At 58.2% G+C, this 24,761-nt stretch carries 22 protein-coding genes and 1 riboswitch; of the genes, 11 read left to right on the forward strand and 11 right to left on the reverse strand.

The window, feature by feature from the left end; translation table 11 throughout:
• Window positions 1-82 precede the first annotated feature (82 nt).
• Together araA and araB are read right to left on the reverse strand one after the other, a co-directional pair.
• Window positions 83-1,585, reverse strand: coding sequence for an L-arabinose isomerase (gene araA / locus ACUW6V_RS13285; RefSeq protein WP_029039497.1), 1,503 nt, complete (start codon window positions 1,583-1,585; stop codon window positions 83-85).
• Window positions 1,586-1,595: 10 nt separating this feature from the next.
• Complete coding sequence (gene araB / locus ACUW6V_RS13290) at window positions 1,596-3,308, reverse strand: ribulokinase (protein WP_454038467.1); 1,713 nt, start codon at window positions 3,306-3,308, stop codon at window positions 1,596-1,598.
• Window positions 3,309-3,647: 339 nt separating this feature from the next.
• Between araB and araC the strand changes: the two genes are divergently transcribed.
• A complete protein-coding gene (gene araC / locus ACUW6V_RS13295) occupies window positions 3,648-4,493 on the forward strand; it encodes an arabinose operon transcriptional regulator AraC (protein ID WP_004386427.1) in 846 nt (281 codons plus the stop codon).
• Between the two features lie 116 nt (window positions 4,494-4,609).
• Window positions 4,610-5,380: a DedA family protein gene (locus tag ACUW6V_RS13300; RefSeq protein ID WP_454038468.1), complete on the forward strand. Its 771-nt coding sequence runs from the start codon at window positions 4,610-4,612 to the stop codon at window positions 5,378-5,380.
• Here the strand turns inward: ACUW6V_RS13300 and thiQ are convergent.
• The 4 genes from thiQ to sgrR form a co-directional block, all read right to left on the reverse strand.
• The gene (thiQ, locus tag ACUW6V_RS13305; RefSeq protein ID WP_076728611.1) at window positions 5,374-6,075 is read right to left on the reverse strand and encodes a thiamine ABC transporter ATP-binding protein ThiQ; all 702 of its coding nucleotides are present in this window, start codon (window positions 6,073-6,075) and stop codon (window positions 5,374-5,376) included. The genes ACUW6V_RS13300 and thiQ overlap by 7 nt on opposite strands.
• Window positions 6,059-7,669, reverse strand: a complete 1,611-nt coding sequence (thiP, locus tag ACUW6V_RS13310; protein WP_454038469.1) for a thiamine/thiamine pyrophosphate ABC transporter permease ThiP — start codon at window positions 7,667-7,669, stop codon at window positions 6,059-6,061. The genes thiQ and thiP overlap by 17 nt, the downstream gene beginning before the upstream one ends.
• Window positions 7,645-8,628 carry a thiamine ABC transporter substrate binding subunit gene (gene thiB, locus ACUW6V_RS13315; RefSeq protein ID WP_454038470.1) on the reverse strand — a complete coding sequence of 328 codons (984 nt, stop codon included), beginning with the start codon at window positions 8,626-8,628 and terminating at the stop codon, window positions 7,645-7,647. Before thiB ends, thiP begins: the two co-directional genes overlap by 25 nt.
• Window positions 8,629-8,660: 32 nt before the next feature.
• Window positions 8,661-8,762, reverse strand: a riboswitch (TPP riboswitch).
• A 35-nt stretch (window positions 8,763-8,797) separates the two neighbouring features.
• Window positions 8,798-10,462 (reverse strand): HTH-type transcriptional regulator SgrR, encoded by a 1,665-nt coding sequence (gene sgrR, locus ACUW6V_RS13320; protein WP_454038471.1) that lies wholly within the window; start codon window positions 10,460-10,462, stop codon window positions 8,798-8,800.
• A gap of 86 nt (window positions 10,463-10,548) precedes the next feature.
• Here sgrR and sgrT point away from each other — a divergent pair, with 86 nt between their 5' ends.
• Window positions 10,549-10,713 carry a glucose uptake inhibitor SgrT gene (gene sgrT, locus ACUW6V_RS13325; protein WP_007847224.1) on the forward strand — a complete coding sequence of 55 codons (165 nt, stop codon included), beginning with the start codon at window positions 10,549-10,551 and terminating at the stop codon, window positions 10,711-10,713.
• Between the two features lie 119 nt (window positions 10,714-10,832).
• Window positions 10,833-12,011: a sugar efflux transporter gene (locus ACUW6V_RS13330; protein WP_109996238.1), complete on the forward strand. Its 1,179-nt coding sequence runs from the start codon at window positions 10,833-10,835 to the stop codon at window positions 12,009-12,011.
• A gap of 171 nt (window positions 12,012-12,182) precedes the next feature.
• Here ACUW6V_RS13330 and leuD read toward each other — a convergent pair whose 3' ends face one another.
• From leuD to leuL, 5 genes are all read right to left on the reverse strand, one after another.
• Complete coding sequence (gene leuD / locus ACUW6V_RS13335; protein WP_004386419.1) at window positions 12,183-12,788, reverse strand: 3-isopropylmalate dehydratase small subunit; 606 nt, start codon at window positions 12,786-12,788, stop codon at window positions 12,183-12,185.
• 10 nt (window positions 12,789-12,798) lie between these two features.
• Window positions 12,799-14,199 carry a 3-isopropylmalate dehydratase large subunit gene (leuC, locus tag ACUW6V_RS13340; RefSeq protein ID WP_080321739.1) on the reverse strand — a complete coding sequence of 467 codons (1,401 nt, stop codon included), beginning with the start codon at window positions 14,197-14,199 and terminating at the stop codon, window positions 12,799-12,801.
• Window positions 14,200-14,201: 2 nt separating this feature from the next.
• Entirely contained in the window at window positions 14,202-15,293 is a 1,092-nt protein-coding gene (gene leuB / locus ACUW6V_RS13345) for a 3-isopropylmalate dehydrogenase (RefSeq protein WP_004386417.1), read from the reverse strand.
• On the reverse strand, window positions 15,293-16,864 hold the full coding sequence (leuA, locus tag ACUW6V_RS13350) for a 2-isopropylmalate synthase (RefSeq protein WP_007847237.1): 1,572 nt from the start codon (window positions 16,862-16,864) through the stop codon (window positions 15,293-15,295). The genes leuB and leuA overlap by 1 nt, the downstream gene beginning before the upstream one ends.
• 98 nt (window positions 16,865-16,962) lie before the next feature.
• On the reverse strand, window positions 16,963-17,049 hold the full coding sequence (gene leuL / locus ACUW6V_RS13355) for a leu operon leader peptide (protein WP_100207198.1): 87 nt from the start codon (window positions 17,047-17,049) through the stop codon (window positions 16,963-16,965).
• A gap of 616 nt (window positions 17,050-17,665) precedes the next feature.
• On the opposite strand from leuL, the gene leuO reads away from it, so the two are divergent.
• The 7 genes from leuO (at window position 17,666) to ftsL (ending at window position 24,755) form a co-directional block, all read left to right on the forward strand.
• Entirely contained in the window at window positions 17,666-18,610 is a 945-nt protein-coding gene (leuO, locus tag ACUW6V_RS13360; protein ID WP_007864271.1) for a transcriptional regulator LeuO, read from the forward strand.
• A 398-nt stretch (window positions 18,611-19,008) separates the two neighbouring features.
• Complete coding sequence (ilvI, locus tag ACUW6V_RS13365) at window positions 19,009-20,733, forward strand: acetolactate synthase 3 large subunit (protein WP_004386412.1); 1,725 nt, start codon at window positions 19,009-19,011, stop codon at window positions 20,731-20,733.
• A gap of 2 nt (window positions 20,734-20,735) precedes the next feature.
• Window positions 20,736-21,227: an acetolactate synthase small subunit gene (gene ilvN, locus ACUW6V_RS13370; protein ID WP_004386411.1), complete on the forward strand. Its 492-nt coding sequence runs from the start codon at window positions 20,736-20,738 to the stop codon at window positions 21,225-21,227.
• 178 nt (window positions 21,228-21,405) lie between these two features.
• Window positions 21,406-22,410 carry a catabolite repressor/activator gene (gene cra / locus ACUW6V_RS13375; protein WP_004386410.1) on the forward strand — a complete coding sequence of 335 codons (1,005 nt, stop codon included), beginning with the start codon at window positions 21,406-21,408 and terminating at the stop codon, window positions 22,408-22,410.
• A gap of 579 nt (window positions 22,411-22,989) precedes the next feature.
• A complete protein-coding gene (gene mraZ, locus ACUW6V_RS13380; RefSeq protein WP_004386409.1) occupies window positions 22,990-23,448 on the forward strand; it encodes a division/cell wall cluster transcriptional repressor MraZ in 459 nt (152 codons plus the stop codon).
• A 3-nt stretch (window positions 23,449-23,451) separates the two neighbouring features.
• Window positions 23,452-24,393 (forward strand): 16S rRNA (cytosine(1402)-N(4))-methyltransferase RsmH, encoded by a 942-nt coding sequence (gene rsmH, locus ACUW6V_RS13385; protein WP_007847244.1) that lies wholly within the window; start codon window positions 23,452-23,454, stop codon window positions 24,391-24,393.
• Complete coding sequence (ftsL, locus tag ACUW6V_RS13390; RefSeq protein WP_004386407.1) at window positions 24,390-24,755, forward strand: cell division protein FtsL; 366 nt, start codon at window positions 24,390-24,392, stop codon at window positions 24,753-24,755. The genes rsmH and ftsL overlap by 4 nt, the downstream gene beginning before the upstream one ends.
• Window positions 24,756-24,761: the final 6 nt, after the last annotated feature.

The raw sequence follows: 24,761 nt of genomic DNA on the forward strand, positions 1-24,761 counted from the left end.
TCTCTCCACGCCGGATGACGTGTCGCGAGCGAGCCTGCGAAGTCACAGGCCCGGCGCACGACGCGTCACCGGGCACTGGGGGTTAACGTTTGAAGCCGTAATAGACTTCGTTCCAGCGCAGCGCGTCTTTAAACGCGGGCAGGCGGGTCTCGTTGTCGATCACGGCGAGTTCAAGGTCATGCATCTCCGCGAACAGGCGCATATCGTCGAGCGTCAGCGCCTGGCTGAAGACGGTGTGGTGCGCGCCACCGGCGAGGATCCAGGCTTCAGACGCGGTCGGCAGATCCGGCTGCGCTTTCCACAGCGCGTTGGCCACCGGCAGCTTCGGCAGGTCGTGCGGGGTTTTTACCGCGTCGACGCAGTTCACCAGCAGGCGGAAACGATCGCCCAGATCGATAAGGCTGGCGTTGACGGCCGGACCGGTGGAGGTGGAGAAGATCAGGCGCGCCGGGTCGGCTTTACCGCCAATGCCGAGATATTGCACGTCGAGGATCGGTTTTTCCGGCGTGGCGATGGTCGGGCAGACTTCCAGCATATGGGAGCCGAGCACCATGTCGTTGCCGTTCTCGAAGTTATAGGTGTAGTCCTCCATAAAGGAGGTGCCGCCTTCAAGGCCAGTCGACATCACTTTCATGATGCGCAGCAGCGCGGCGGTTTTCCAGTCGCCTTCGCCCGCAAAGCCGTAACCCTGCTGCATCAGGCGCTGTACCGCGAGGCCCGGCAGCTGTTTCAGTCCGTGCAAGTCTTCAAACGTCGTGGTGAAGGCGTGGAAACCGCCGTCCTCCAGGAAGCGCTTCATGCCAAGCTCAATGCGCGCCGCATCAAGAACGTTCTGGCGTTTATCGCCGTTAATTTGCGCGGCGGGCGTCAGGCGGTAGCTGCTTTCATATTCATCCACCAGCGCGTTGATATCGCCTTCGCTGACGTCGTTAACCACGGCTACCAGATCGCCCACGCCCCAGGTGTTCACCGAGAAGCCGAACTTGATCTGCGCGGCAACTTTATCCCCTTCGGTCACGGCGACTTCACGCATGTTGTCGCCAAAGCGCGCCACTTTCAGGTGACGGGTATCCTGTTTCGATACCGCCTGGCGCATCCACGCGCCAAGACGCCCCTGAGACTGTTTGTCCTGCCAGTGGCCGGTCACCACGCTATGTTGCAGACGCATCCGCGCGCCGATGAAGCCGAACTCGCGGCCGCCGTGCGCGGTCTGGTTCAGGTTCATAAAGTCCATGTCGATGCTGCCCCACGGGATCTGCGCATTGAACTGGGTGTGGAATTGCAGCAGCGGTTTATTAAGGATGGAAAGACCGTTGATCCACATCTTCGCCGGCGAGAACGTATGCAGCCAGACCACCAGACCCGCGCATTTGTCGTCATAGTTGGCGTCGCGGCAAATGGCGGTGATCTCGTCCGGTGTGGTGCCGAGCGGCTTCAACACCAGTTTGCACGGCAGCTTCGCTTCAGCGTTCAGCGCGTTCACCACCTGTTCGGCGTGCTGGTTGACCTGACGCAGCGTTTCAGGGCCGTAAAGGTGCTGGCTGCCAATCACAAACCACACTTCATACTGATCGAAAATTGTCATCATCGTGTCCTTAATGTGTCAGGGCCGCCTGGCCTGCGCGCTCGGCAGACTGCGGGGTAGCGGCTGAAGGGAGATAGTGTTGTTCCGCGCTTTGCGACCATTGCTGGAAGCGGCGGTAGAGTTGTTCGAAGCGCGCGGCGCTCTCCGGCTGCGGCTGTAGCGTGCTTTCAATCTGGCTTGCCATCGCCTGCTGCGCCTGCGGGATATCGGCATGAGCGCCTGCGGCGACGGCGGCGAAAATGGCCGCGCCCAGCGCACAGCACTGATCGGAGGCGACGATTTGCAGCGGGCGGTTTAGTACGTCGCAACAGACCTGCATAATCACCGGGTTTTTACGGGCGATGCCGCCGAGCGCCATCACGTTATTCACCGCGATGCCCTGATCGACAAAGCACTCCTGAATGGCGCGCGCACCAAAGGCGGTGGCGGCGATAAGCCCGCCGAAGAGCAGCGGCGCGTCGGTGGCGAGGTTAAGATCGGTAATGACGCCTTTCAGGCGCTGGTTGGCGAACGGCGTGCGGCGGCCGTTAAACCAGTCGAGGATCACCGGCAGATGATCGAGCGACGGGTTTTTCGCCCAGGCTTCCGTAAGCGCAGGCAGCAGCTGTTTTTTGCTGGCTTCAATCTGGGGTTTCAGTTCCGGATGCTGCTTCGCGAGCGTATCCAGCGGCCAGCCGAGCAGGCGGCCAAACCAGGCGTAGATATCGCCGAAGGCGGATTGCCCGGCTTCGAGGCCGATGAAATCCGGCACCACGCTGCCATCCACCTGACCACAAATACCTTTCACGGCGCGCTCGCCGACGTCCGCTTTCTCCGCCACCAGGATGTCGCAGGTGGAGGTGCCGATCACTTTCACCAGCGTATTCGGCTGTGCGCCCGCGCCGACCGCGCCCATATGGCAGTCAAACGCGCCGCCGGAAATCACCACGCTTTCCGACAGGCCGAGGCGCTGCGCCCAGTCGGCGCACAGGTTGCCCACCGGGATGTCGGCGGTGAAGGTGTCGGTGAACATCGGGTAGTCGAGATGCTGGTTAATCAGCGGATCAAGCTCATCGAAGAAGCTTGCCGGCGGCAGGCCGCCCCAGCTTTCATGCCACAGCGATTTATGACCGGCGCTGCAACGGCCGCGGCGAATATCCGCCGGGCGGGTGGTGCCGGAGAGCAGGGCAGGTACCCAGTCGCACAGCTCAATCCACGAGGCGGCGGCCTGCGCGACGGCGCTGTCCTGGCGCGTCACATGCAGGATCTTGGCCCAGAACCATTCGCTGGAGTAAATCCCGCCGATGTAGCGCGAATAGTCCGTTTTGCCGGGCGTATGGCACAGGCGGGTGATTGCTTCCGCTTCCTCCACCGAGGTGTGATCTTTCCACAGCACGAACATCGCGTTGGGGTTGTCGGCAAACTCCGGATTAAGCGCCAGCACGTTACCGTCGGCGTCAATCGGGGCGGGCGTGGAGCCGGTGCTGTCAACGCCGATGCCAACCACGGCGGCGCGCTGCTCTGGCGAGAGTGCCGCCAGCACGGTTTTTAACGCCGCTTCCATTGATTCAATGTAATCCCGCGGATGATGGCGGAACTGGTTACGGGCCGCGTCGCAATAGCGCCCTTCCTGCCAGCGTGGATACCACTCCACGCTGGTGGCAAGCTCGGCACCGGTGGTGCAGTCCACCGCCAAAGCTCTCACCGAGTCGCTGCCAAAATCGAGTCCCAGCGCAATAGCCATCTTCATACTCCATGCGATAAACAAACATGGAGAGAACATTAGTTTTACCCCGCCAAAAGGGTCAGGGTGGATCCGCTGAACTTATGGACGAAAATGCTGTGAAGCGAGAATTTGTGACGCCACGCAAATATTCGATGTGGACATTTCTGCCGCGCTTATAGACACTTCGGTTATGGATTAAAAAGCCTGACAGCGAAGGCAATACAGGTTATTTTCTGTAATAAAGCGGGCTTAAGCCGCCGCCGCTGTTGTGCCAGGCACTCAGGTGCCTGCCGCCGCTGGCGAAAATAACGATATGGACAAATGGTTTCTTCACTCTCGCTTCGGAGCGCCGTGAAAATGGCTGAAACGCAAAACGATCCTCTGCTGCCTGGTTACTCGTTTAACGCCCATCTCGTGGCCGGACTGACGCCGATTGAGGCCGACGGCTGGCTCGATTTTTTCATTGACCGGCCGCTCGGCATGAAAGGTTATATTCTCAACCTGACGGTGCGCGGCGAAGGGGTGGTGAAAAATCAGGGTAAGGAATATCTCTGCCGCCCCGGCGATATGCTGCTGTTCCCGCCGGGCGAAGTGCACCACTATGGCCGCAACCCGGAGGCGAAAGAGTGGTATCACCAGTGGGTCTATTTCCGCCCGCGCGCCTACTGGCACGAGTGGCTGAACTGGCCCGCTATTTTCGCCAATACCGGTTTTTACCGCCCGGATGAGGCGCATCACGAACAGTTTTCTTCGCTGTTTCAGGCGATTATCGACGCCGCGCAGGGGCCGGGGCGCTATGCCGAGCTGCTCGCGATAAACTTGCTGGAACAGTTGCTGCTGCGCCGCGTCGAGGCGATTAGCGAATCGCTGAAAGCGCCGCTCGACAGCCGCGTGCGCGACGCCTGCCAGTACATCAGCGATCACCTGGCCGACAGCCATTTTGATATCGCAAGCGTCGCCCAGCATGTCTGCCTGTCGCCGTCGCGCCTGTCGCATCTCTTCCGTCAGCAGTTGGGCGTCAGCGTGCTGAGCTGGCGCGAAGATCAGCGCATCAGCCAGGCGAAGCTTTTGCTCAGCACCACACGCATGCCGATAGCGAGCGTCGGGCGCAACGTGGGCTTTGAAGATCAGCTCTATTTCTCGCGTGTGTTTAAGAAATGCACCGGGGCGAGCCCGAGTGAATTCCGCGCCGGATGCGAATAACGCAACGTGGGTTTCGTGTCATGCCCGGTAAAGTAAAGTATGGTTAAAGAAGGATGGCTTGACGCAGGGCATAGCGCTCAGGAGAATCCTCTGTTCCACACTTTACCGGATGCGTTATGGAAGCCTTTCTGGAACACTTTATCACTCAGTCAGTCGCCTATTCGCTGATTGCTATTGCGCTGGTAGCGTTCCTCGAATCCCTGGCGCTGGTCGGGTTACTGCTGCCCGGCACCGTACTGATGGCAGCCCTGGGCGCGCTCATCGGCAGCGGCGAGGTCAATTTCTATGAGGCCTGGGCCGTGGGGATTATTGGCTGCCTGCTTGGCGACTGGATCTCATTCTGGCTCGGCTGGCGCTTTAAGAAACCGCTGCACCGCTGGTCCTTCCTGAAAAAGCACAAGGCGCTGCTCGATAAAACCGAACACGCGCTGCATCAGCACAGCATGTTTACCATTCTCGTCGGGCGCTTTGTCGGGCCGACGCGTCCGCTGGTGCCGATGGTGGCGGGAATGCTCGATCTGCCGGTGCGTAAATTCCTTCCGCCGAATATCGTCGGCTGCCTGCTCTGGCCGCCGTTTTACTTTCTGCCGGGCATTCTCGCGGGTGCCGCTATCGACATTCCGCCGGAGATGAAAAGCGGTGCGTTTAAATGGCTGCTCGGCGGCGTGGCGCTGCTGGTCTGGCTGGCGGCGTGGCTGCTCTGGCGCTGGTGGCGCAGCGGTAAAACGCAGGATCGCCTCACGCGCTATCTGCCGCGCCCGCGTCTGCACTGGCTGGCTCCCGGCGTGGCGGTGGCGGCGGCCGTGGCGCTGTTCGCCATTCAGAGCCACCCGCTGATGCCGGTGTATCGCAGCATTCTGTGGAAAGTGGTGACCGGCGCTCAGTGAGGCGTAATGCCGAGCAGCGCCGACGCGCTGGCCTCGCCGCTCAGCAACTGCGCGGTGGGGCCGTCCCAGACGATGCGTCCTTCAACGACCACCAGACTGCGCGCGGCGATACGCGCCGCATCCTCGACGCTGTGCGACACCATGAGCAGCGTCGTGCCTTCCTCCTCGCATAAGGTTTCCAGCAGCGTCAGCATCTCCTGACGCAGCGCCGGATCGAGCGCGGAAAACGGCTCATCCAGCAGCAGAACGGGGCGCTTTCGCACCAGACAGCGCGCCAGCGCCGCCCGCTGACGCTGGCCGCCGGAGAGCGCGCCCGGCAGCCGCTCCAGCAGATCGCCAATCGCCATGTTGTCGGCTATCGCCTCGACCTGACGCTTCTGCTGCGCGTTCAGCCGCAGGCCGGGCGACAGCCCGAGCGCAATGTTCTGGCGCACCGTCAGATGGTTAAAGAGATTATTTTCCTGAAACAGCATCGACACCGGGCGTTTTGACGGCGGCGTGCGGGTGTGATCCGCGCCGTTGATAGTGAGCGTGCCGCTGGCGGGCGCGAGAAAACCGGCAATCAGATTGAGCAGCGTGCTTTTGCCCGCGCCGCTTGGCCCCAGCACCGCCACGCGTTCGCCCTCGCGCACGTCCAGCGTAAAGCGCATCGGCAGGTGGTGATACAGCCAGGTGAGATCAGTCAGTGTCAGCATGGCGCCCCGGAAGTTTTTCAATCAAGGTGAACAGCAGGAAACAGAGCAGCAGCAGCAGCAGCGCCGTGACCGCGCCAGCGTCGCTGCGATACGCGCCGATCTGCTGGTAGAGATAAAAGGGCAGCGTGCGGAAATCCTCATTACCAAACAGCGCCACGACGCCGAAGTCGCCAATCGACAATACGCAGGCGAACGCCATCGCCTGGGCGAGCGGCACCCGCAGCGCGCGAGTTTCCACCAGCCGCAGCCGGTTCAGGCCGCGTATCTCAAGGGACGCGCAGAGCGCGCCGTAACGCGCGGCGATATCGCGCATCGGGTTATCGAGCACTTTCAGCGCGTAAGGAATCGCCATCAGGGCATTGGTGAAAATCACAATCGCATCGGCGCGTTCCGGCAGGCCGAGGGTGGCGTTCAGCAGCAGGAAAAACCCGGTCGCCAGCACGATGCCCGGCATCGCGAGGATCAGCACGCCGCAGAGCTCAAGGCTTTGCCCGGCAAGACGACGCTGGCGCAGGTACAGCTCGCGCGTGCTCCAGAGCAGCATCATGGTCAGGATAACGCACAGCCCCCCCGCGCAGAGCGCGATACGCAGCGACGTCCAGAGCGCGCGCCACAGCGCCGGGTCGGCCAGCGCATGGCTTATATCGCCGCCCAGGCCATCCACCAGCACCGCCAGCAGCGGCGGCAGGAGAAGCAGCAGCGCGGCACCAATCAGCGCTGAATCGGTAAGCTTGCTGCGCCACGAATCCTCCGGGTTGCGCCAGCCGCGTGCCAGCGTCGCGCCGACCGGGATCGCCTTGCTGAGCCGCTGGCTTAACAGGATAAGCGACAGGCAGCAGCCCATCTGGATAAGCGCCAGCAGCGCCGCGCGGCCCGGATCGTAGTCATAGCTCAGCGCCTGGTAGATGGCGAGCTCAATGGTTGTCGCCTGCGGCCCGCCGCCGAGCGCCAGCACCGTGGCGAAACTGGCGAAGCAGAGCATAAAAATGAGCGCCGCCACCGGCGGGATCTGGCGGCGCAGCCAGGGCCACTCCACCAGCCGGAAGAAGTCCCAGCCGCGCATACCGAGCTGCGCCGCGAGCTGGCGCTGTTCGCCGGGGATCTGCGTCAGCGTCTGGTAGAGCAGACGGGTCGCCATCGGCATATTAAAAAAGAGATGCGCCAGCAGGATGCCCTGTAATCCATAAGGCGAGAACGTCCATTCGATGCCGAGCGTCGAGCAGAGCGCGGCGAGCCAGCCGCTGCGCCCGTAGACGCTAAGCAGGCCGAAAATCGCCACCAGCACCGGCAGGATAAGCGTCATGGCGCACAGTCGCAGCAGCATTCGCCGCCCCGGAAAGCGGCGGCGGTAGAGCGCGCGGGCGAGTGGGATCGCAGGCACGACGGAAATCAGCGCGGAGAGAAACGCCTGCCAGAATGAGAAGCGCACCACGTGCCACAGATAGCTGTCGTGCAGCAGCGCGCGTGCATCGGTGTGCGGCGCGTGTGTCCAGAGTGCTGCGAACGCCGCCAGCGCCACCGCCGCCATCAGCAGGGCGGCGGTGAGGCCGGGCCAGAGCCAGCCGGGGATCAGCGGCTCACGGCGCGTTGCCATTCACTCGTCCATTGCGCGCGCTGTGCGGCCACTTCCTGTGAGGTGAATTGCAGGGTGGTCTGCGGCCGGGTCAGCGCGTTAAAGCCTTCCGGCAGCGCGACGTTGGTCACCGGGTACATCCAGTTGCCGGCAGGAATTGCATTCTGGAACGCAGGCGAAACCATGAACTTCAGGAATTTCTCCGCCAGCGCCGGTTGTTTGCTGGCGGCGGTGCGTGCCGCGACTTCCACCTGCAGGTAGTGGCCTTCGCTGAAATTCGCGGCGGCGTAGTTCTCTTTTTTCTCTTCAATAATGTGGTAGGCGGGCGAGGTGGTGTAGCTCAGCACCAGATCGCCTTCGCCTTTCAGGAACAGGCCGTAGGCTTCGCTCCAGCCTTTGGTGACGGTAACGGTTTTTGCAGCGAGCTTCTGCCAGGCGTCCGGCGCTTTATCGCCGTAAACTTTCTGCATCCACAGCAGCAGGCCCAGCCCCGGCGTGCTGGTGCGCGGATCTTCATAGATGACGCGCCATTTCTGATCGCTCTCAACCAGCTCTTTGAGGCTTTTCGGCGGATTTTTCAGTTTGTTTTTGTCATAAACGAAGGCGAACCAGCCGTAGTCGAACGGCACAAAGGTGTCGTTGTTCCAGCCGCCCGGCACGTTAACCTCACCCGCCGGAACGCCGCTTTTGGCGAACAGCCCGGTCGTGGTCGCGGCCTGAAGCAGGTTGTTATCCAGGCCCAGCACCACATCGGCTTTGCTGTTTTTGCCTTCCATGCGCAGACGGTTAAGCAGCGAGACGCCATCTTCCAGCGCCACGAATTTCAGCTCGCAGCCGCAGTCGGCTTCAAAGGCGGTTTTAATTTTCGGGCCAGGGCCCCACTCCGAGGAGAAGGAGTCATAGGTGTAGACGGTCAGGACAGGTTTGGCGAAAGCCGGAGCGGCGGCGAGCGCCAGCAGAGGAAGCAGTTTTTTTAACACTTTGCACCTTTATCAAATGGGGGCAAAGGATTTTGAGCGGTAGCCTCAAATCCCTTCGCCGGCGTTATCCGGATCAGGTTCGACGGGTATTATCTCAGCGCACCGGTCAGCCGGCAGCACCCCGTTGAGAACGGCCCATTGTAATGATTTGCGTAATGTTGCGAAAGGGTTACGGCTCCGGCGGCGCAAACCAGGCGGATTTAAAATCAAACCAGCCGAGCGTGTTCATGCGCACGCCGCGCATACTGCGCTGGCCCTGGAGCATCAGCCAGTGATGGATCAGCGGCAGAATATCCTGGCGCTCCAGCATCGTGCGGCACCACTGCGGCAGGTTCAGCGCACCGGTGCGCCAGCGCTGCGCGTCGCCCTGCCAGTCGAGCGGGATGCAGCGCTGAATGAGCGGCACTTCGCACAGGTGCGCGAACAGCGAGAAATCGAGCGGCAGCGTAAAGTTGGCGCTGTTAAGCCACAGATCGCTGGTGATATCGCCCTGATACCACTCCTCATAGCTCACTTCCCGCAATTCCAGCTCCACCTGCTCCTGCGCCAGAATGTCGCGCAACAACGCGCCGATAATGCGGTTTTCATTGTGGTCGCCATAGAAGGTGAGCGTCAGACGCTCCAGCCCGGCGGGTTTCTGCGCCTCAGGAATTTGCGGCGCGTGGTGCCAGCGCGGCAGCAGGCCGTAAGCCGGAAACCAGAGGCGCTGATAGTGCGGCGCGGCACGGTGCAGCAGGCGGGCAGGCGTAAAGCGCGAGCTTATCCAGCGGCGCACCTCCGGCATCGCGCCCACGCGCGAGCGGGAATCAAACAGCAGGTAGTAGCAGCCTTCTTCGAGGCGGCTTTCTACGGCTTTTTCGTCGGCGTCGCGCGTCGGGCCTTCAAGCTGAACGGCGCAGCTCAGTTCTTCGCCTATCTCCGGCAGCACCCAGAAGTTCACCTCATCAATCAGCGCGCGATAGCCAAAGTAGTCATCAAAAGCGCGGATCTTAAGCTGGTTGCTGTTATTGCGTACCACCGCGTAAGGGCCAGTGCCGACGGGCTGGCTCGCGAATTTCGGCAGCTCCGGCCACTCCCGCGGCAGGATCATCGCCGGCACGCTGCCCATCAGCCACGGCAGCCAGTCGTCGGGCTCGCTCAGATGAATATCCAGCGTCCAGGCGGTGGGAGAGACCACTTCACGGATATGCGCGTAGAGCGGCAGGGCGCAGATGCGCTGGAGCGAGCTGATGACATCAAGCATGTCCAGCTCGCGGCCATGATGAAAATGGATGCCGGGGCGTAAGAAAAAGCGCCAGTGGAAAGCGGAAATACGCTGCCAGTGGTGCGCGATGTCAGCTTCCAGTTCCCCGTTTTCCTCGTTTATGCGCGTCAGACCGTTGAAAATCTGCCGGGCGATATGGGTTTCTGAACGGCGCAAGGCGCTGCCGGGCAGCAGATTTTGCAGCGGGCGGTAATAGAGCACGCGCAAAATATGGCGTCCCTGGCGGAAACTGCGGCCCAGGTGTGAAAGTAACATCTGACGCACCGTGGATTTGTCGCCGACGATCTGCACCAGCTGATCGATCCTGTCCTGCTCCAGCAGATCTTCCGCCCGCTGCTGCTGAAGCGCGAGTCCGGTATAGAGGAACTGGAGCCTGGAGCGTTTGCCGCGTCCGGCCTCGGCTTCCCATGTCAGCCAGCCGCGCGCTTGCATGGCGTTCAGCAGCGTGCGCATGTGGCGGCGCGAGCAACTCAGCAGCTCGGCCAGTTCGTTGAGCGTCGTTTCCTGCGGCTTGCCATCACAGCATTGCCACAAACGGATGAATTGCTGTTGCAGACGACCTGAAGGCATAAAAGGGGAACTCCCGCTCGAAACTCATCAATTTAATATTCCCTATATTACGGCAATACTTCTCTTCGATGAAAGCGGAGGGGCTTATGAAAACGTCGTCAACATGCAGGTTTTATCAGCAGTATTTCAGCGCAACGCAACGTCTTTCCGGCTCATGGCTGGCCCGCCTGAACGGTAAAACGCCGCAACGAATGCTGGATGAGATCATGCAGTGGGATGTGACATTCCCGGTGACGTTTAAGCGCCGCTAAGCGGACATCACGTGTAACTGAGTATTGGTGCTTTTCACCTGCCAGCAGTGTGCTACTGCTGGCTTTTTTCGTCTATTATGAGCACGATTTCGCCCGCCTCAACTGAAAGGATGCGCCCGATGCTGTGGTTTCTTACGTTTGTCCGACGGCTTAATGTCGTCTATCTCGCTTTTATGGTCGTCGCGTTCATGATGGGCGTGGCAGGCGCGTTGCAGGCGCCGACGCTGAGCCTGTTTTTAAGCCGCGAAGTCGGCGCGCCGCCGTTCTGGGTCGGGCTGTTTTATACGGTGAACGCGATTGCCGGGATTGCCGTCAGCCTGCTACTGGCGAAGCGCTCCGACAGCCGGGGCGACCGACGCAAGCTGATCCTTTTTTGCTGCCTGATGGCGGTCGGCAATTGTGTGCTGTTCGCCTTTAACCGTCACTACCTGACGCTGATTACCGCAGGCGTGCTGCTGGCGTCGCTCGCGAATACCGCCATGCCGCAGCTTTTCGCGCTGGCGCGTGAGTATGCCGATAACTCTGCCCGCGAGGCGGTGATGTTCAGTTCGGTCATGCGCGCGCAGCTCTCGCTCGCGTGGGTTATCGGGCCGCCGCTGTCGTTTATGCTGGCGCTGAGTTTCGGCTTTACCACCATGTTTTTAATCGCCGCCGGGATTTTTATCCTGAGCCTGGCGATTATCTTTTTCGCGCTGCCTTCAGTGGCGCGCATTGAGCAGCCTGCCGATGTGGCCATCACGCAGGTCAGCGGCTGGAAGGACAAGAACGTACGGATGCTGTTTATCGCCTCTGTGCTGATGTGGACCTGCAATACGATGTATATCATCGATATGCCGCTGTGGGTGAGCCAGGAGTTAGGGTTGCCGGAGAGCCTCGCGGGCGTGCTGATGGGCACCGCGGCGGGGCTTGAGATCCCGGCGATGTTGCTGGCCGGGTTTTACGTGAAGCGGTTCGGTAAAAAGCCAATGATGCTGCTGGCGGTGGCTGCGGGCGTGCTGTTCTACGCCGGGCTAAATCTCTTTCACAGTCGCGAGGCGCTGCTTGGGTTGCAGCTCTTTAACGCGCTGTTTATCGGGATTGTCGCCGGGCTTGGGATGATCTGGTTTCAGGATCTGATGCCGGGGCGCGCGGGTTCCGCTACCACGCTTTTCAGCAACAGTATTTCGACGGGTGTGATCCTGGCGGGTGTGGTGCAAGGCGCGCTGGTGGAGAGTTTCGGGCATTACGCGGTATACCCGGTGATGACCGGGGTTGCGCTGGTGGCATTGTGGCTGACGAGTCGGGTGAAAGACGTGTAAGTCATTGTCTGATGGCGGGTGCGCTGTGCTTGCCCGCCCTACGGTAAACCGGGCGAGGGAAGGGTGTGGCGGGTGCGCTGTGCTTGCCCGCCCTACAAACTCTTAAATGTATTTTCGTAGGGCGGGTAAGCCACGCGCTCCCGCCGTAAACACCAGGTAAACCGTAAAAAATCACCCCATAAACGCGGGCTGTTTTTTCTCATACGCCGCGATGGCGTCCTCGTGCTGCAACGTCAGGCCGATACTGTCCAGTCCGTTCAGCATGCAGTGGCGACGAAACGCGTCGATGCTGAAGCTGTAAGACTTGTCGCCCGCTTTCACCACTTGCGCTTCTAAATCCACTTCAAAGCGAATGCCGGGGTTGGCCTTCACCAGCGCAAACATCTCATCCACTTCTTCATCGCTAAGCGTCACCGGCAGCAGCTGGTTGTTAAAGCTATTGCCGTAGAAAATATCGGCGAAACTCGGCGCAATCACCACTTTGAAACCGTAATCGGTCAGTGCCCACGGCGCGTGCTCGCGCGACGAGCCGCAGCCGAAGTTTTCACGCGCCAGCAGGATAGACGCACCCTGATACTCCGGGAAATTCAGCACAAATTCCGGGTTCGGCTGCTGGCCTTTATCATCCAGAAAACGCCAGTCGTTAAACAGATGCGCGCCGAAGCCGGTGCGCGTCACCTTTTGCAGGAATTGCTTCGGGATAATCGCGTCGGTATCCACGTTCGCCGCATCCAGCGGAACCACCAGACCGGTGTGTTGGGTAAATTTCTCTGCCATGGTGTTCCCCTTATTTCAGACTACGGATATCGGCGAAACGGCCGGTTACAGCGGCGGCGGCGGCCATCGCCGGGCTGACCAGGTGCGTGCGCCCACCGCGGCCCTGACGGCCTTCAAAGTTACGGTTGCTGGTGGACGCACAGCGCTCGCCCGGGTTCAGGCGGTCGTTATTCATCGCAAGACACATCGAGCAGCCAGGCAGACGCCATTCAAAACCAGCCTCAATGAAAATCTTATCCAGCCCTTCGGCTTCCGCCTGCGCTTTCACCGGGCCTGAGCCTGGCACCACCAGCGCCTGAACGCCGGGTGCCACTTTACGACCACGGGCAATTTCAGCCGCGGCGCGCAGATCTTCAATGCGCGAGTTGGTGCAGGAGCCGATAAACACTTTATCGATAGCCACATCGGTCAGCGGCACGCCGGGCTTGAGGCCCATATAGGCCAGCGCTTTCTCGGCGGAGGCGCGCTCAACCGGATCGGCGAACGAGGCCGGATCGGGAATGGCGTCGCTTACGGCGATCACCTGGCCTGGGTTGGTGCCCCAGGTGACCTGTGGGGCTATCTCTTCGGCATTGAGCGTGACAACCGCGTCAAACTGCGCGCCGTCGTCGGTTTTCAGGGTTTTCCAGTACGCCACGGCCTCGTCGAAATCCTGGCCTTTCGGTGCATGCAGACGGCCTTTAACATAGCTGAAGGTCGTTTCATCCGGTGCCACCAGGCCCGCTTTGGCACCCATTTCGATCGCCATGTTGCACAGCGTCATGCGGCCTTCCATGCTGAGCGCGCGGATAGCGTCGCCGCAGAATTCCACCACATAGCCGGTGCCGCCGGCGCTGCCGGTTTTACCGATAATCGCCAGCACGATATCTTTCGCGGTGATACCCGGCGCGGCGCGGCCATTGACCTCGATTTTCATGGTCTTCGCGCGGCCCTGTTTGAGCGTCTGGGTTGCCAGCACATGCTCCACTTCCGAAGTGCCGATGCCGAACGCCAGCGCGCCGAACGCGCCGTGGGTCGCGGTGTGGGAATCGCCGCAGACGATGGTCATGCCCGGCAGGGTGATACCCTGTTCCGGGCCCATCACATGTACGATGCCCTGATACGGATGGTTCAAATCGTACAGCTCAACGCCGAACTCGTTGCAGTTTTTAATCAGCTCCTGCATCTGAATACGGGCCATTTCGCCGGACGCGTTGATGTCTTTGGTCTGGGTGGAGACGTTGTGATCCATCGTGGCGAAGGTTTTACGCGGCTGGCGCACCGGACGGCCATGGGCGCGCAGGCCGTCAAACGCCTGCGGCGAGGTGACTTCATGCACCAGATGACGGTCGATGTAGAGCAGCGGCGTTTCGTTCGGGGCTTCATGAACCACGTGAGCGTCAAACAGCTTCTGGTATAAGGTCTTTGCCATGGTTACACCCCTTCGGCCACATAGCGGGCGATGATATCGCCCATTTCATCGGTGCTGACAGCCTGGCCGCCGCGGGCCAGGTCGCCGGTACGCACGCCTTCTGCGAGCGCGCGGTTAATCGCGTTTTCAATCGCCGTCGCCGCGTCGTCGGCTTCCAGGCTGTAGCGCAGCAGCAGCGACAGCGAGAGGATCTGAGCTATCGGGTTGGCGATGTTTTTCCCGGCGATATCCGGCGCGGAGCCGCCTGCCGGCTCGTACAGGCCGAAGCCCTGCTCGTTGAGGCTCGCGGAAGGCAGCATCCCCATAGAGCCGGTGATCATGGCGCATTCGTCAGAGAGAATATCGCCGAAAAGGTTGGAGCAGAGCAGCACGTCGAACTGCGATGGATCTTTAATCAGCTGCATGGTGGCGTTGTCGATGTACATGTGCGCCAGCTCGACGTCCGGGTACTCTTTACCAATTTCATTGACGATTTCACGCCACAGCAGCGAGGTTTGCAGCACGTTCGCTTTATCAATCGAGGTGACTTTATTACGGCGTTTGCGCGCCGACTCAAACGCGATGCGGGCGATGCGTTCGATTTCAAAACGGTGGTAGACCTCGGTGTCGAACGCTTTTTCATGCATGCCGCTGCCTTCACGGCCCTTCGGCTGGCCGAAATAAATACCGCCGGTCAGCTCGCGCACGCAGAGGATGTCAAAGCCGTTGGCGGCGATATCGGCGCGCAGCGGGCAAAATTCTTCCAGCCCCGGGTAGAGCTTCGCCGGGCGCAGGTTGCTGAACAGTTTGAAGTGTTTACGCAGCGGCAGCAGCGCGCCGCGCTCCGGCTGCTGCGCTGGCGGCAGATTTTCCCACTTCGGGCCGCCGACCGAGCCAAAGAGAATAGCATCGGCCTGCTCGCAGCCTTCCACGGTTGCCTGCGGCAGCGGGTTGCCGTGGCGATCGATGGCGATGCCGCCAACGTCGTAATGGCTGGTGGTAATACGCATATCAAAACGACCACGAACAGCATCCAGTACTTTCAGGGCTTGCGCCATCACTTCCGGGCCAATACCGTCGCCCGGCAAAACTGCAATATGATAATTTTTAGACATCACACGGTTTCCTGATTGTGTTCTTTATTCTGTGCTTTGCGTTGCAATTCTTTCTCGACTTCACCGGCGCGCCAGATGTTGTTCAGCACGTTGATCATCGCGCGGGCGGAGGATTCGACGATATCGGTCGTCAGACCTACGCCGTGGAAGTGGCGGCCGTTGTAGCTGACCACAATATCCACCTGGCCCAGCGCGTTTTTGCCGTGGCCTTTTGCGCCTAACTGATATTTCACCAGCTCAATGTCGTAATCGGTAATGCGGTTGATAGCCTGATAGACGGCATCGACCGGGCCGTTGCCGTTGGCGGCTTCGGCTTTGATCTCCTCGCCGCAGGCGAGCTTCACAGAGGCGGTCGCCATGGCGTTTGAGCCGGACTGCACACTGAAATATTCCAGACGGAAATGCTCCGGCTCTTCCTGCTGTTTATTGATAAAGGCCAGCGCTTCCAGATCGTAATCAAACACCTGGCCTTTTTTGTCGGCCAGTTTCAGGAAGGCATCGTACAGGTCATCCAGGTTGTAGTCGTTTTCGTGGTAGCCCATCTCCTCCATGCGATGCTTCACGGCGGCGCGGCCGGAGCGGGACGTCAGGTTCAGTTGCACCTGATTCAGGCCGATGGATTCCGGCGTCATGATTTCGTAGTTTTCGCGGTTTTTCAGGACGCCGTCCTGGTGGATGCCGGACGAGTGGGCGAAGGCACCAGAGCCGACCACCGCTTTGTTCGCCGGGATCGGCATGTTGCAGATCTGGCTCACCGTCTGGCTGGTGCGCCAGATCTCCTGGTGATTAATGCGGGTGTGGACGTTCATCAGGTTCTGGCGCAGCTTGATAGCCATAATGACTTCTTCCAGCGCGCAGTTGCCCGCGCGTTCGCCGATACCGTTTAACGTGCCCTCCACCTGGCGCGCGCCCGCCTGCACGGCGGCCAGGGCGTTGCCGACGGCCATGCCCAGATCGTCATGGGTATGAACGGAAATAACCGCTTTATCGATGTTCGGTACGCGCTCGTACAGGCCGCTGATGATATTGCTGAATTCGAACGGCAGGGTGTAGCCGACGGTGTCCGGGATATTAATGGTGGTGGCACCCGCGTTGATGGCGGCTTCCACCACGCGCGCCAGATCGGCAATCGGCGTGCGGCCTGCGTCTTCGCAGGAGAATTCGACGTCGTCGGTATAGTTGCGGGCGCGCTTTACCATATAAACGGCGCGCTCAATCACTTCATCCAGGGTGCTGCGCAGTTTGGTCGCGATGTGCATCGGCGAGGTGGCGATGAAAGTGTGAATACGAAACGCCTCGGCAACTTTCAGGGATTCGGCGGCCACATCGATATCTTTTTCCACGCAGCGCGCCAGGGCGCAGACGCGGCTGTTTTTTACCTGACGGGCAATGGTCTGGACCGACTCGAAATCGCCCGGCGAAGAGACCGGAAAACCGACCTCCATGACATCGACACCCATGCGCTCAAGCGCCAGCGCGATTTGCAGTTTTTCCTTTACGCTCAGGCTCGCCTGGAGCGCCTGCTCACCGTCACGCAATGTGGTATCAAAAATAATGACTTGCTGGCTCATGGTTGGTGTCCTTTTTTGTCCTGGGGCGCCTTGCGTGAGCATAAAAAAACCCGCGCAGCGGCGCGGGTTTTTTTATTTCTGATGACCTGACTCAAGCGTTACCGCTGAACGTCGCGCACCAGTCTACCGCGCACTGAGGATGCGTTTAGTAGTAGTAGACCAGCGAAACGAACGATGCGAATCATGAATCATGTCCCGAATAAATGCGTTAACAGGCTTTTAGTGGTACTTGATACCACAGACCATGTCAACCCCCTGTCCGTAATTCTACAGTTAACCCAAACGGGCGACGCCAGATGCGGATTTAGTGGATTATGCTGAGTAATCGCAGTTATATAAAATATATGTATACGTTAAGCGAGGCGTAAGTGTTGAAGCCCTTTGGATGCGCATTTTTAGTTCCTTTTTATCGGTTTAATTGCGTTAGATTATTTATCATATCAATGAATTAAAAGCGCGAGTGAGGATGTGATGACATTTGAGCGTGAATAATTCAAAGCACGCCGTCGCATTTATTAAAAAAGTGAAGTATTTACGAAAACTTAATTGATAATTCATTAAGTGAATTATTGTTTATTCGTCTTTTTTATGATTTGATCGGGCTGTAAGAAAAGTACCATGATAAACAAAGTCCTAAAATATCAGGAGATTTATTTTTATTGTCTATTAATGAACTTTTAATTCAAAACAGCAACTTTTTATGAGTTTTTGAACCTCCTCTTTTGCCTGAAATTGCTACATGATAAACGGAATGTTCTGGGTAATGCATGCAAAGGGAATAATGTATCAGTGGAGTAGATTATGTCTGGTGAGCATATTGAACACTTGCCCGCGTCTGAAGGGCTGAAACCGCAATTACGCACGGTCGATCTGAATTTATTGACGGTTTTTGATGCGGTCATGCAGGAGCAAAACATCACCCGCGCCGCGCATATGCTGGGAATGTCTCAACCCGCTGTCAGTAATGCGGTCGCGCGCCTTAAAGTGATGTTTAATGACGAACTCTTTGTACGCTACGGGCGCGGTATTCAGCCCACGGTCAGGGCGTGTCAGCTGTTCGGATCGATTCGTCAGGCGCTTCAGCTGGTGCAAAATGAGCTGCCTGGCTCTGGTTTTGAACCGCTCAGCAGCGAAAGACTGTTTAATCTTTGCGTGTGCAGTCCGCTGGATAATCTCCTGACGTCTATTATTTACAACAGCGTAATGAATATCGCGCCTAATATTCATTTAGTCTTTAAATCTTCTTTAAATCAGAATATCGAACATCAACTGCGATACCAGGAGACAGAATTTGTCATTGGTTACGATGAATTCCGTCGCCCGGAGTTTACCTGCGTACCGCTATTTAAAGATGAAATGGTGCTGGTAAGCAGTAAGAGCCATCCGCGTAAAGATAATTTGTTACGTGAAAGTGAAGTATTTAAAGAGCAGCATGCGGTGGTGGCGTTAGATCGTTTTAGCTCTTTTAGTTTGCCGTGGTATGACACCGCAGAAAAACAGGCCGCCATCGCTTATCAGGGTATGGCACTGACCAGCGTATTAAATGTCGTATCGCGCACGAATCTTATTACCATCGCGCCGCGCTGGCTGGCGCAGGATTATGAGCAGTCGCTGCAACTGCAAATTATGCCGCTGCCGTTTAAATTAAACAGCCGTACCTGTTATCTCTCCTGGCATGAAGCGGCCGGGCGCGATAAGGGCCATCAGTGGATGGAAGAGCTGTTATCGAATGTCTGTCGGCGATAACCGACGCTGAAAAAAACGGGTGGCAGTAGCCGCCCGTTTTTCTGTAGATGCTCTCTTTCGTGATATTTTATTCTGTTATTAATCCCTGCTTCGTGGCGCATTCCCTTCCCGCCGTTTTTTTTGATTTATCACTGTCAGAAATGGGCGTTGCGAAATTAACGGTCATAAGCGCCGCTTATATTCAGCATATCTCTCCGTTTAATCGCTTTTCTTCAGCGTCGCGACGCCATTTGGCGCGCCCGGCGACGCCTGATTGCTAATTGCCTGCCTCATTTTCAGCGGTTATGTTAGGGGAAACCCATAACGATAATTAACGACAGGGCATCACACCTGTACCAGTGACCGTGCGGAAAATGACTTCTGCCGTCAGTCCGTAAACAAAAGCCTGGAGGCAAACCATGGAGATGTTGTCTGGAGCCGAGATGGTCGTCCGATCGCTTATCGATCAGGGCGTAAAGCAAGTATTCGGTTACCCCGGTGGCGCGGTACTTGATATTTATGACGCGCTACATACCGTTGGCGGAATTGATCATGTGCTGGTGCGCCATGAGCAAGCCGCGGTGCATATGGCGGATGGTCTGGCGCGCGCGACCGGTGAGGTGGGCGTGGTGCTGGTGACTTCCGGCCCTGGCGCCACCAACGCGATTACCGGTATCGCTACGGCTTATATGGACTCCATTCCGCTGGTGGTGCTGTCAGGCCAGGTCGCAACCTCGTTGATTGGCTACGATGCATTTCAGGAATGCGACATGGTGGGGATCTCCCGCCCGGTGGTTAAACACAGTTTCCTGGTGAAGCAAACCGAAGATATCCCGACGGTGCTGAAAAAGGCGTTCTGGCTCGCCGCCAGCGGCAGACCAGGCCCGGTGGTGGTCGATTTGCCGAAAGATATCCTCAACCCGGCGAAAAAGCTGCCGTATGTCTGGCCGGAAACCGTCAGCATGCGCTCTTACAACCCGACAACGCAGGGCCATAAAGGGCAGATCAAACGCGCCCTGCAGACGCTTATCGCCGCGAAAAAGCCGGTCATGTACGTGGGCGGCGGCGCGATTACCGCCGCCTGTGAAAATGAACTGCGCGCCGTGGCGGAAAAACTCAACGTGCCGGTGGTCTCTTCATTAATGGGGCTGGGCGCCTTTCCGGGCACGCACCGTCAAGCGCTGGGGATGCTCGGAATGCACGGCACTTTTGAAGCGAACATGACGATGCATAATGCGGACGTTATTTTCGCAGTCGGTGTGCGCTTTGACGATCGCACGACCAATAACCTCGCGAAGTACTGCCCGAACGCCACCGTGCTGCATATCGATATCGACCCGACGTCTATCTCTAAAACCGTGGCGGCGGATGTACCGATTGTCGGCGATGCGCGCCAGGTGCTGAGCCAGATGCTGGAACTGCTGGGCCAGGAAGAGAGCCAGCAGCCGCTGGACGATATTCGCGACTGGTGGCAGCAGATTGAACAGTGGCGCGCCCGTCAGTGCCTGAATTACGACCGCGAAAGCGGCAGCATTAAACCGCAGGCGGCTATCGAAACGCTGTATCGTCTGACCAAAGGCGATGCCTACGTGACGTCCGATGTAGGCCAGCATCAGATGTTTGCGGCGCTCCATTACACCTTTGATAAACCGCGCCGCTGGATAAACTCTGGTGGGCTTGGGACGATGGGCTTCGGCTTGCCGGCGGCGCTCGGCGTGAAGCTCGCGTTACCGGAAGAGACCGTCGTGTGTGTGACCGGCGACGGCAGTATCCAGATGAATATTCAGGAGCTTTCCACCGCGCTGCAATATGAGTTGCCGGTACTGGTCCTTAACCTCAACAACCGCTATCTGGGCATGGTGAAGCAGTGGCAGGACATGATTTACTCTGGACGCCACTCGCAGTCCTATATGGAATCGCTGCCGGATTTCGTCAAACTGGCGGAGGCTTACGGCCATATCGGGATTTCCATCACCCGCCCGGAAGAGCTGGAAAGCAAACTCAGCGAGGCGCTGGAACATGTGCGCAATAACCGGCTGGTGTTTGTCGATGTCACCGTGGACGGCACCGAGCACGTTTATCCGATGCAGGTTCGCGGCGGTGGAATGGATGAAATGTGGTTAAGCAAAACGGAGAGAACCTGATTATGCGCCGGATATTATCAGTATTGCTGGAAAACGAATCGGGCTCGTTGTCTCGTGTGATTGGGCTTTTCGCACAGCGCGGCTATAACATCGAAAGCCTGACCGTAGCACCGACCGACGATCCGACACTCTCCAGGATGACCATCCAGACGGTCGGTGACGAAAAAGTCCTTGAGCAGATCGAAAAGCAGCTGCATAAACTGGTGGACGTGCTGCGCGTCAGCGAGCTGGGGCAGGGCGCGCATGTCGAGCGCGAAATCATGCTGGTGAAAATTCAGGCAAGCGGTTACGGGCGTGAAGAAGTGAAACGCAGCGCGGAGATTTTCCGGGGGCAGATTATCGACGTCACGCCGTCGCTTTATACCGTGCAGCTGGCGGGTACCAGCGAAAAGCTCGACGCGTTTCTCGCAAGCATTCGCGATGTGGCGAAAATTGTGGAAGTGGCGCGCTCTGGCGTAGTGGGCCTCTCCCGCGGCGAAAAGATCATGCGTTAGTCCTGTTATTGCCTTGTTATGCATCCGCCCGGCACCTGCCGGGCTTTTTTTTTGCAGCGGGCGCGACAGGCGCGCGCAAAAGCAGTTGCTCAGGGTACTATTCTGCGCTTAGATGTTAAGGATTTTAACTTATAACCCTTGAAAGGTTATGGAGTAACACTCTTGTTAAGGGGTAAACGTGAAACTGGATGAAATCGCGCGGCTGGCTGGCGTGTCGCGCACCACGGCGAGCTACGTCATTAATGGAAAAGCCCGGCAGTACCGTGTGAGTGATAAAACCGTTGAGAAAGTGATGGCGGTGGTGCGTGAGCATAATTACCACCCGAACGCCGTCGCCGCAGGCCTGCGCGCAGGAAGAACACGCTCGATTGGCCTTGTTATCCCCGATCTTGAAAACACCAGCTATACCCGCATCGCCAACTATCTTGAGCGCCAGGCGCGCCAGCGCGGATATCAGCTGCTTATCGCCTGTTCTGAAGATCAGCCCGATAACGAAATGCGCTGCATTGAGCATCTGCTGCAACGCCAGGTTGACGCTATCATCGTTTCCACTTCTTTACCGCCTGAACATCCGTTTTATCAGCGCTGGGCGAACGACGCATTTCCGATCGTGGCGCTGGACCGGGCGCTGGATCGCGAACACTTCACCAGCGTCGTCGGTGCCGATCAGGACGATGCGGAAATGCTGGCAAGCGAGCTGCGCACGTTCCCGGCTGAAACCGTCCTCTATCTGGGCGCGCTGCCGGAGCTCTCGGTAAGTTTTCTGCGCGAGCAAGGCTTCCGCACCGCGTGGAAAGATGACCCGCGCGAAGTGCATTTCCTTTATGCCAACAGCTACGAGCGTGAAGCCGCCGCCGCGCTGTTTGAAAAATGGCTGGAAACGCACCCGATGCCACAGGCGCTGTTCACCACCTCTTTCGCTTTATTGCAGGGCGTAATGGACGTGACGCTGAAGCGCGAAGGGCGCTTGCCGTCAGAGCTCGCTATCGCGACGTTTGGCGATAACGAACTGCTCGATTTCCTGCAATGCCCGGTTCTTGCCGTGGCGCAGCGCCATCGCGATGTCGCGGAGCGCGTGCTGGAGCTGGTGCTGGCAAGCCTCGATGAGCCACGCAAACCACGGCCTGGTCTCACCCGTATTCGCCGTAATCTATACCGGCGCGGCAGTTTAAGCCGTCGTTAAAGCTAAGTACAAAAAGACAAAAAGGCAGCTTCGGCTGCCTTTTCTTTGGATTCAGATAATTCCGGCACCTTTTTACACATTCTGACACTCCCTCTCCTGAAGATGAAGAAACGGTGCGAGCTACCGTATAAGTGGTAACCAATCATTTCTTGTGTGTAAATTTGTAACCGGCCAGATGTCTTAAGCCGCAGGCGTATGGTTTTTATTTTCAGGCGTTTCCCGAACGGTTGAGAAAAGCGCGCTAAACCACAGCAGACGCTGTTAACTCCAGGGCTTTTCCCTTAAAATGCCGCTCGCGTCGCAAACTCAACACTTAGTCCTCTTCACCGATCGTATTAAGTGGTTTTTAACGGTCCTGTGTGTATTCGTCTTTTTTCTTACAAATATTCATAGCGTTAATTTTGCCTCGTTAGCATGGCAGGGATTTTATTTGCCGCTTTCTCTTTGTCAGCGCCGAATCTTTTGTTGAAGGCTGCCCCGGTGCTGGCTTGACAAGCTTTTCCTCCGCTCCGTAAACTCCGGTGGGTGGGATTTTGTGGGATAAAGTGGTGAAAAAGGGCAGAGCTCAGTGAGGCTTTAATGTTTCGTGGCGCAACGTTGGTGAATCTCGACAGCAAAGGGCGGTTATCCGTTCCGACGCGCTATCGCGATTTATTGAACGACGCCTCGTCCGGCCAGATGGTTTGCACCATTGATATTCACCATCCCTGCCTGTTGCTTTATACCCTGCCCGAATGGGTCATTATTGAACAAAAATTGTCGCGTCTGTCGAGCATGAACCCCGCAGAACGTCGCGTGCAGCGCCTGCTGCTGGGCCATGCCAGCGAATGCCAGATGGACAGTGCGGGCCGTCTTTTATTAGCACCCGTTTTACGGCAACACGCCGGATTGACCAAACAAGTGATGCTGGTCGGGCAGTTCAATAAGTTTGAGCTGTGGGACGAAGCGACCTGGCATCAACAGGTCAGGGAAGATATCGACGCTGAGCAGTCATCTTCTGAAGTGTTGTCGGAACGGCTGCAGGATTTGTCTTTATAAAATATGATGGAAAATTATAAACATACGACGGTGCTCCTGGACGAGGCCGTCAATGGCCTGAATATACGTCCGGACGGCATTTACATTGACGGCACTTTTGGCCGCGGCGGACACTCGCGCCTTATCCTTTCACAGCTGGGCGAACAGGGCCGATTACTGGCGATCGATCGCGATCCGCAGGCGATCGCGGCGGCCGCTGCCATTGACGATCCGCGTTTCTCCATCATTCATGGCCCTTTCTCAGCGCTCGGCGATTACGTTCGCGAACGCGAGTTACAGGGCAAAATCGACGGCATCCTTCTCGATCTCGGCGTTTCATCGCCGCAACTTGACGACCCTGAGCGCGGTTTTTCTTTTATGCGCGATGGCCCGCTCGATATGCGCATGGATCCTACCCGTGGGCAATCTGCCGCCGAATGGCTGCGCAACGCGGAAGAAGCGGATATCGCCTGGGTGCTGAAAACCTTCGGCGAAGAGCGCTTTGCTAAACGTATCGCGCGCGCCATTGTCGAGCGCAACCGCGAACTGCCCATGACACGTACCAAAGAGCTGGCAGAAGTCGTGGCAGCCGCGACGCCGGTGAAAGATAAGTTCAAACACCCCGCCACCCGCACTTTCCAGGCGGTGCGCATCTGGGTGAACAGCGAACTTGAAGAGATTGAGCAGGCGCTGAAAGGCGCGGTCGAGGTGCTGGCGCCGGGCGGACGGCTTTCGGTTATCAGCTTCCACTCGCTGGAAGATCGCCTGGTGAAACGCTTTATGCGCGAGCAGAGCCGCGGCCCGCAGGTGCCGGCAGGCTTGCCGATGACCGAAGCGCAACTGCAAAAGCTCGGTGGTCGCGAACTGCGTGCGCTCGGCAAGCTGATGCCGGGCGAGGCGGAAGTGGCTGAGAACCCGCGCGCGCGCAGCTCCGTACTGCGCGTCGCCGAGAGGACGGGCGCATGATAAGCCGGGTGACAGAGACCTTAAGCAAAGTAACCGGATCGCTTAGCAGCACGGAACGTCATGCGCTGCCTGCCGTGATCGGCGGCGATCTTCTGCGCTACGGGAAACTGCCGCTCTTTCTGTTTATTGCCATTATCGTGACTGCGATTTTCGTGGTCACCACCGCGCACCACACTCGCCTGCTGACCGCGCAGCGTGAGCAACTGGTGCTGGAACGCGATGCGCTGGATATCGAATGGCGCAACCTGATCCTTGAAGAAAACGCGCTCGGCGATCACAGCCGGGTAGAACGGATCGCAACGGAAAAGCTGCAAATGCAGCATGTCGATCCCTCGCAGGAAAATATTGTGGTGCAGAAATAAGGACTG

The organism is Cronobacter sp. 153480017-3, assembly GCF_053627815.1.

What these genes read in the sequence shown, in the direction of transcription:
- araB (WP_454038467.1), bottom strand. Translation starts at nt 3,308, where the DNA reads ATGGCTATTGCGCTGGGACTCGATTTTGGCAGCGACTCGGTGAGAGCT.
- sgrT (WP_007847224.1), top strand. Translation starts at nt 10,549, where the DNA reads ATGAAAACGTCGTCAACATGCAGGTTTTATCAGCAGTATTTCAGCGCA.
- araA (WP_029039497.1), bottom strand. Translation starts at nt 1,585, where the DNA reads ATGACAATTTTCGATCAGTATGAAGTGTGGTTTGTGATTGGCAGCCAG.
- leuL (WP_100207198.1), bottom strand. Translation starts at nt 17,049, where the DNA reads ATGATTCGCATCGTTCGTTTCGCTGGTCTACTACTACTAAACGCATCC.
- ilvN (WP_004386411.1), top strand. Translation starts at nt 20,736, where the DNA reads ATGCGCCGGATATTATCAGTATTGCTGGAAAACGAATCGGGCTCGTTG.
- rsmH (WP_007847244.1), top strand. Translation starts at nt 23,452, where the DNA reads ATGATGGAAAATTATAAACATACGACGGTGCTCCTGGACGAGGCCGTC.
- thiQ (WP_076728611.1), bottom strand. Translation starts at nt 6,075, where the DNA reads ATGCTGACACTGACTGATCTCACCTGGCTGTATCACCACCTGCCGATG.
- mraZ (WP_004386409.1), top strand. Translation starts at nt 22,990, where the DNA reads ATGTTTCGTGGCGCAACGTTGGTGAATCTCGACAGCAAAGGGCGGTTA.
- ilvI (WP_004386412.1), top strand. Translation starts at nt 19,009, where the DNA reads ATGGAGATGTTGTCTGGAGCCGAGATGGTCGTCCGATCGCTTATCGAT.
- thiP (WP_454038469.1), bottom strand. Translation starts at nt 7,669, where the DNA reads ATGGCAACGCGCCGTGAGCCGCTGATCCCCGGCTGGCTCTGGCCCGGC.
- leuC (WP_080321739.1), bottom strand. Translation starts at nt 14,199, where the DNA reads ATGGCAAAGACCTTATACCAGAAGCTGTTTGACGCTCACGTGGTTCAT.
- sgrR (WP_454038471.1), bottom strand. Translation starts at nt 10,462, where the DNA reads ATGCCTTCAGGTCGTCTGCAACAGCAATTCATCCGTTTGTGGCAATGC.
- ftsL (WP_004386407.1), top strand. Translation starts at nt 24,390, where the DNA reads ATGATAAGCCGGGTGACAGAGACCTTAAGCAAAGTAACCGGATCGCTT.
- leuA (WP_007847237.1), bottom strand. Translation starts at nt 16,864, where the DNA reads ATGAGCCAGCAAGTCATTATTTTTGATACCACATTGCGTGACGGTGAG.
- leuB (WP_004386417.1), bottom strand. Translation starts at nt 15,293, where the DNA reads ATGTCTAAAAATTATCATATTGCAGTTTTGCCGGGCGACGGTATTGGC.
- ACUW6V_RS13300 (WP_454038468.1), top strand. Translation starts at nt 4,610, where the DNA reads ATGGAAGCCTTTCTGGAACACTTTATCACTCAGTCAGTCGCCTATTCG.
- araC (WP_004386427.1), top strand. Translation starts at nt 3,648, where the DNA reads ATGGCTGAAACGCAAAACGATCCTCTGCTGCCTGGTTACTCGTTTAAC.
- leuO (WP_007864271.1), top strand. Translation starts at nt 17,666, where the DNA reads ATGTCTGGTGAGCATATTGAACACTTGCCCGCGTCTGAAGGGCTGAAA.
- ACUW6V_RS13330 (WP_109996238.1), top strand. Translation starts at nt 10,833, where the DNA reads ATGCTGTGGTTTCTTACGTTTGTCCGACGGCTTAATGTCGTCTATCTC.
- leuD (WP_004386419.1), bottom strand. Translation starts at nt 12,788, where the DNA reads ATGGCAGAGAAATTTACCCAACACACCGGTCTGGTGGTTCCGCTGGAT.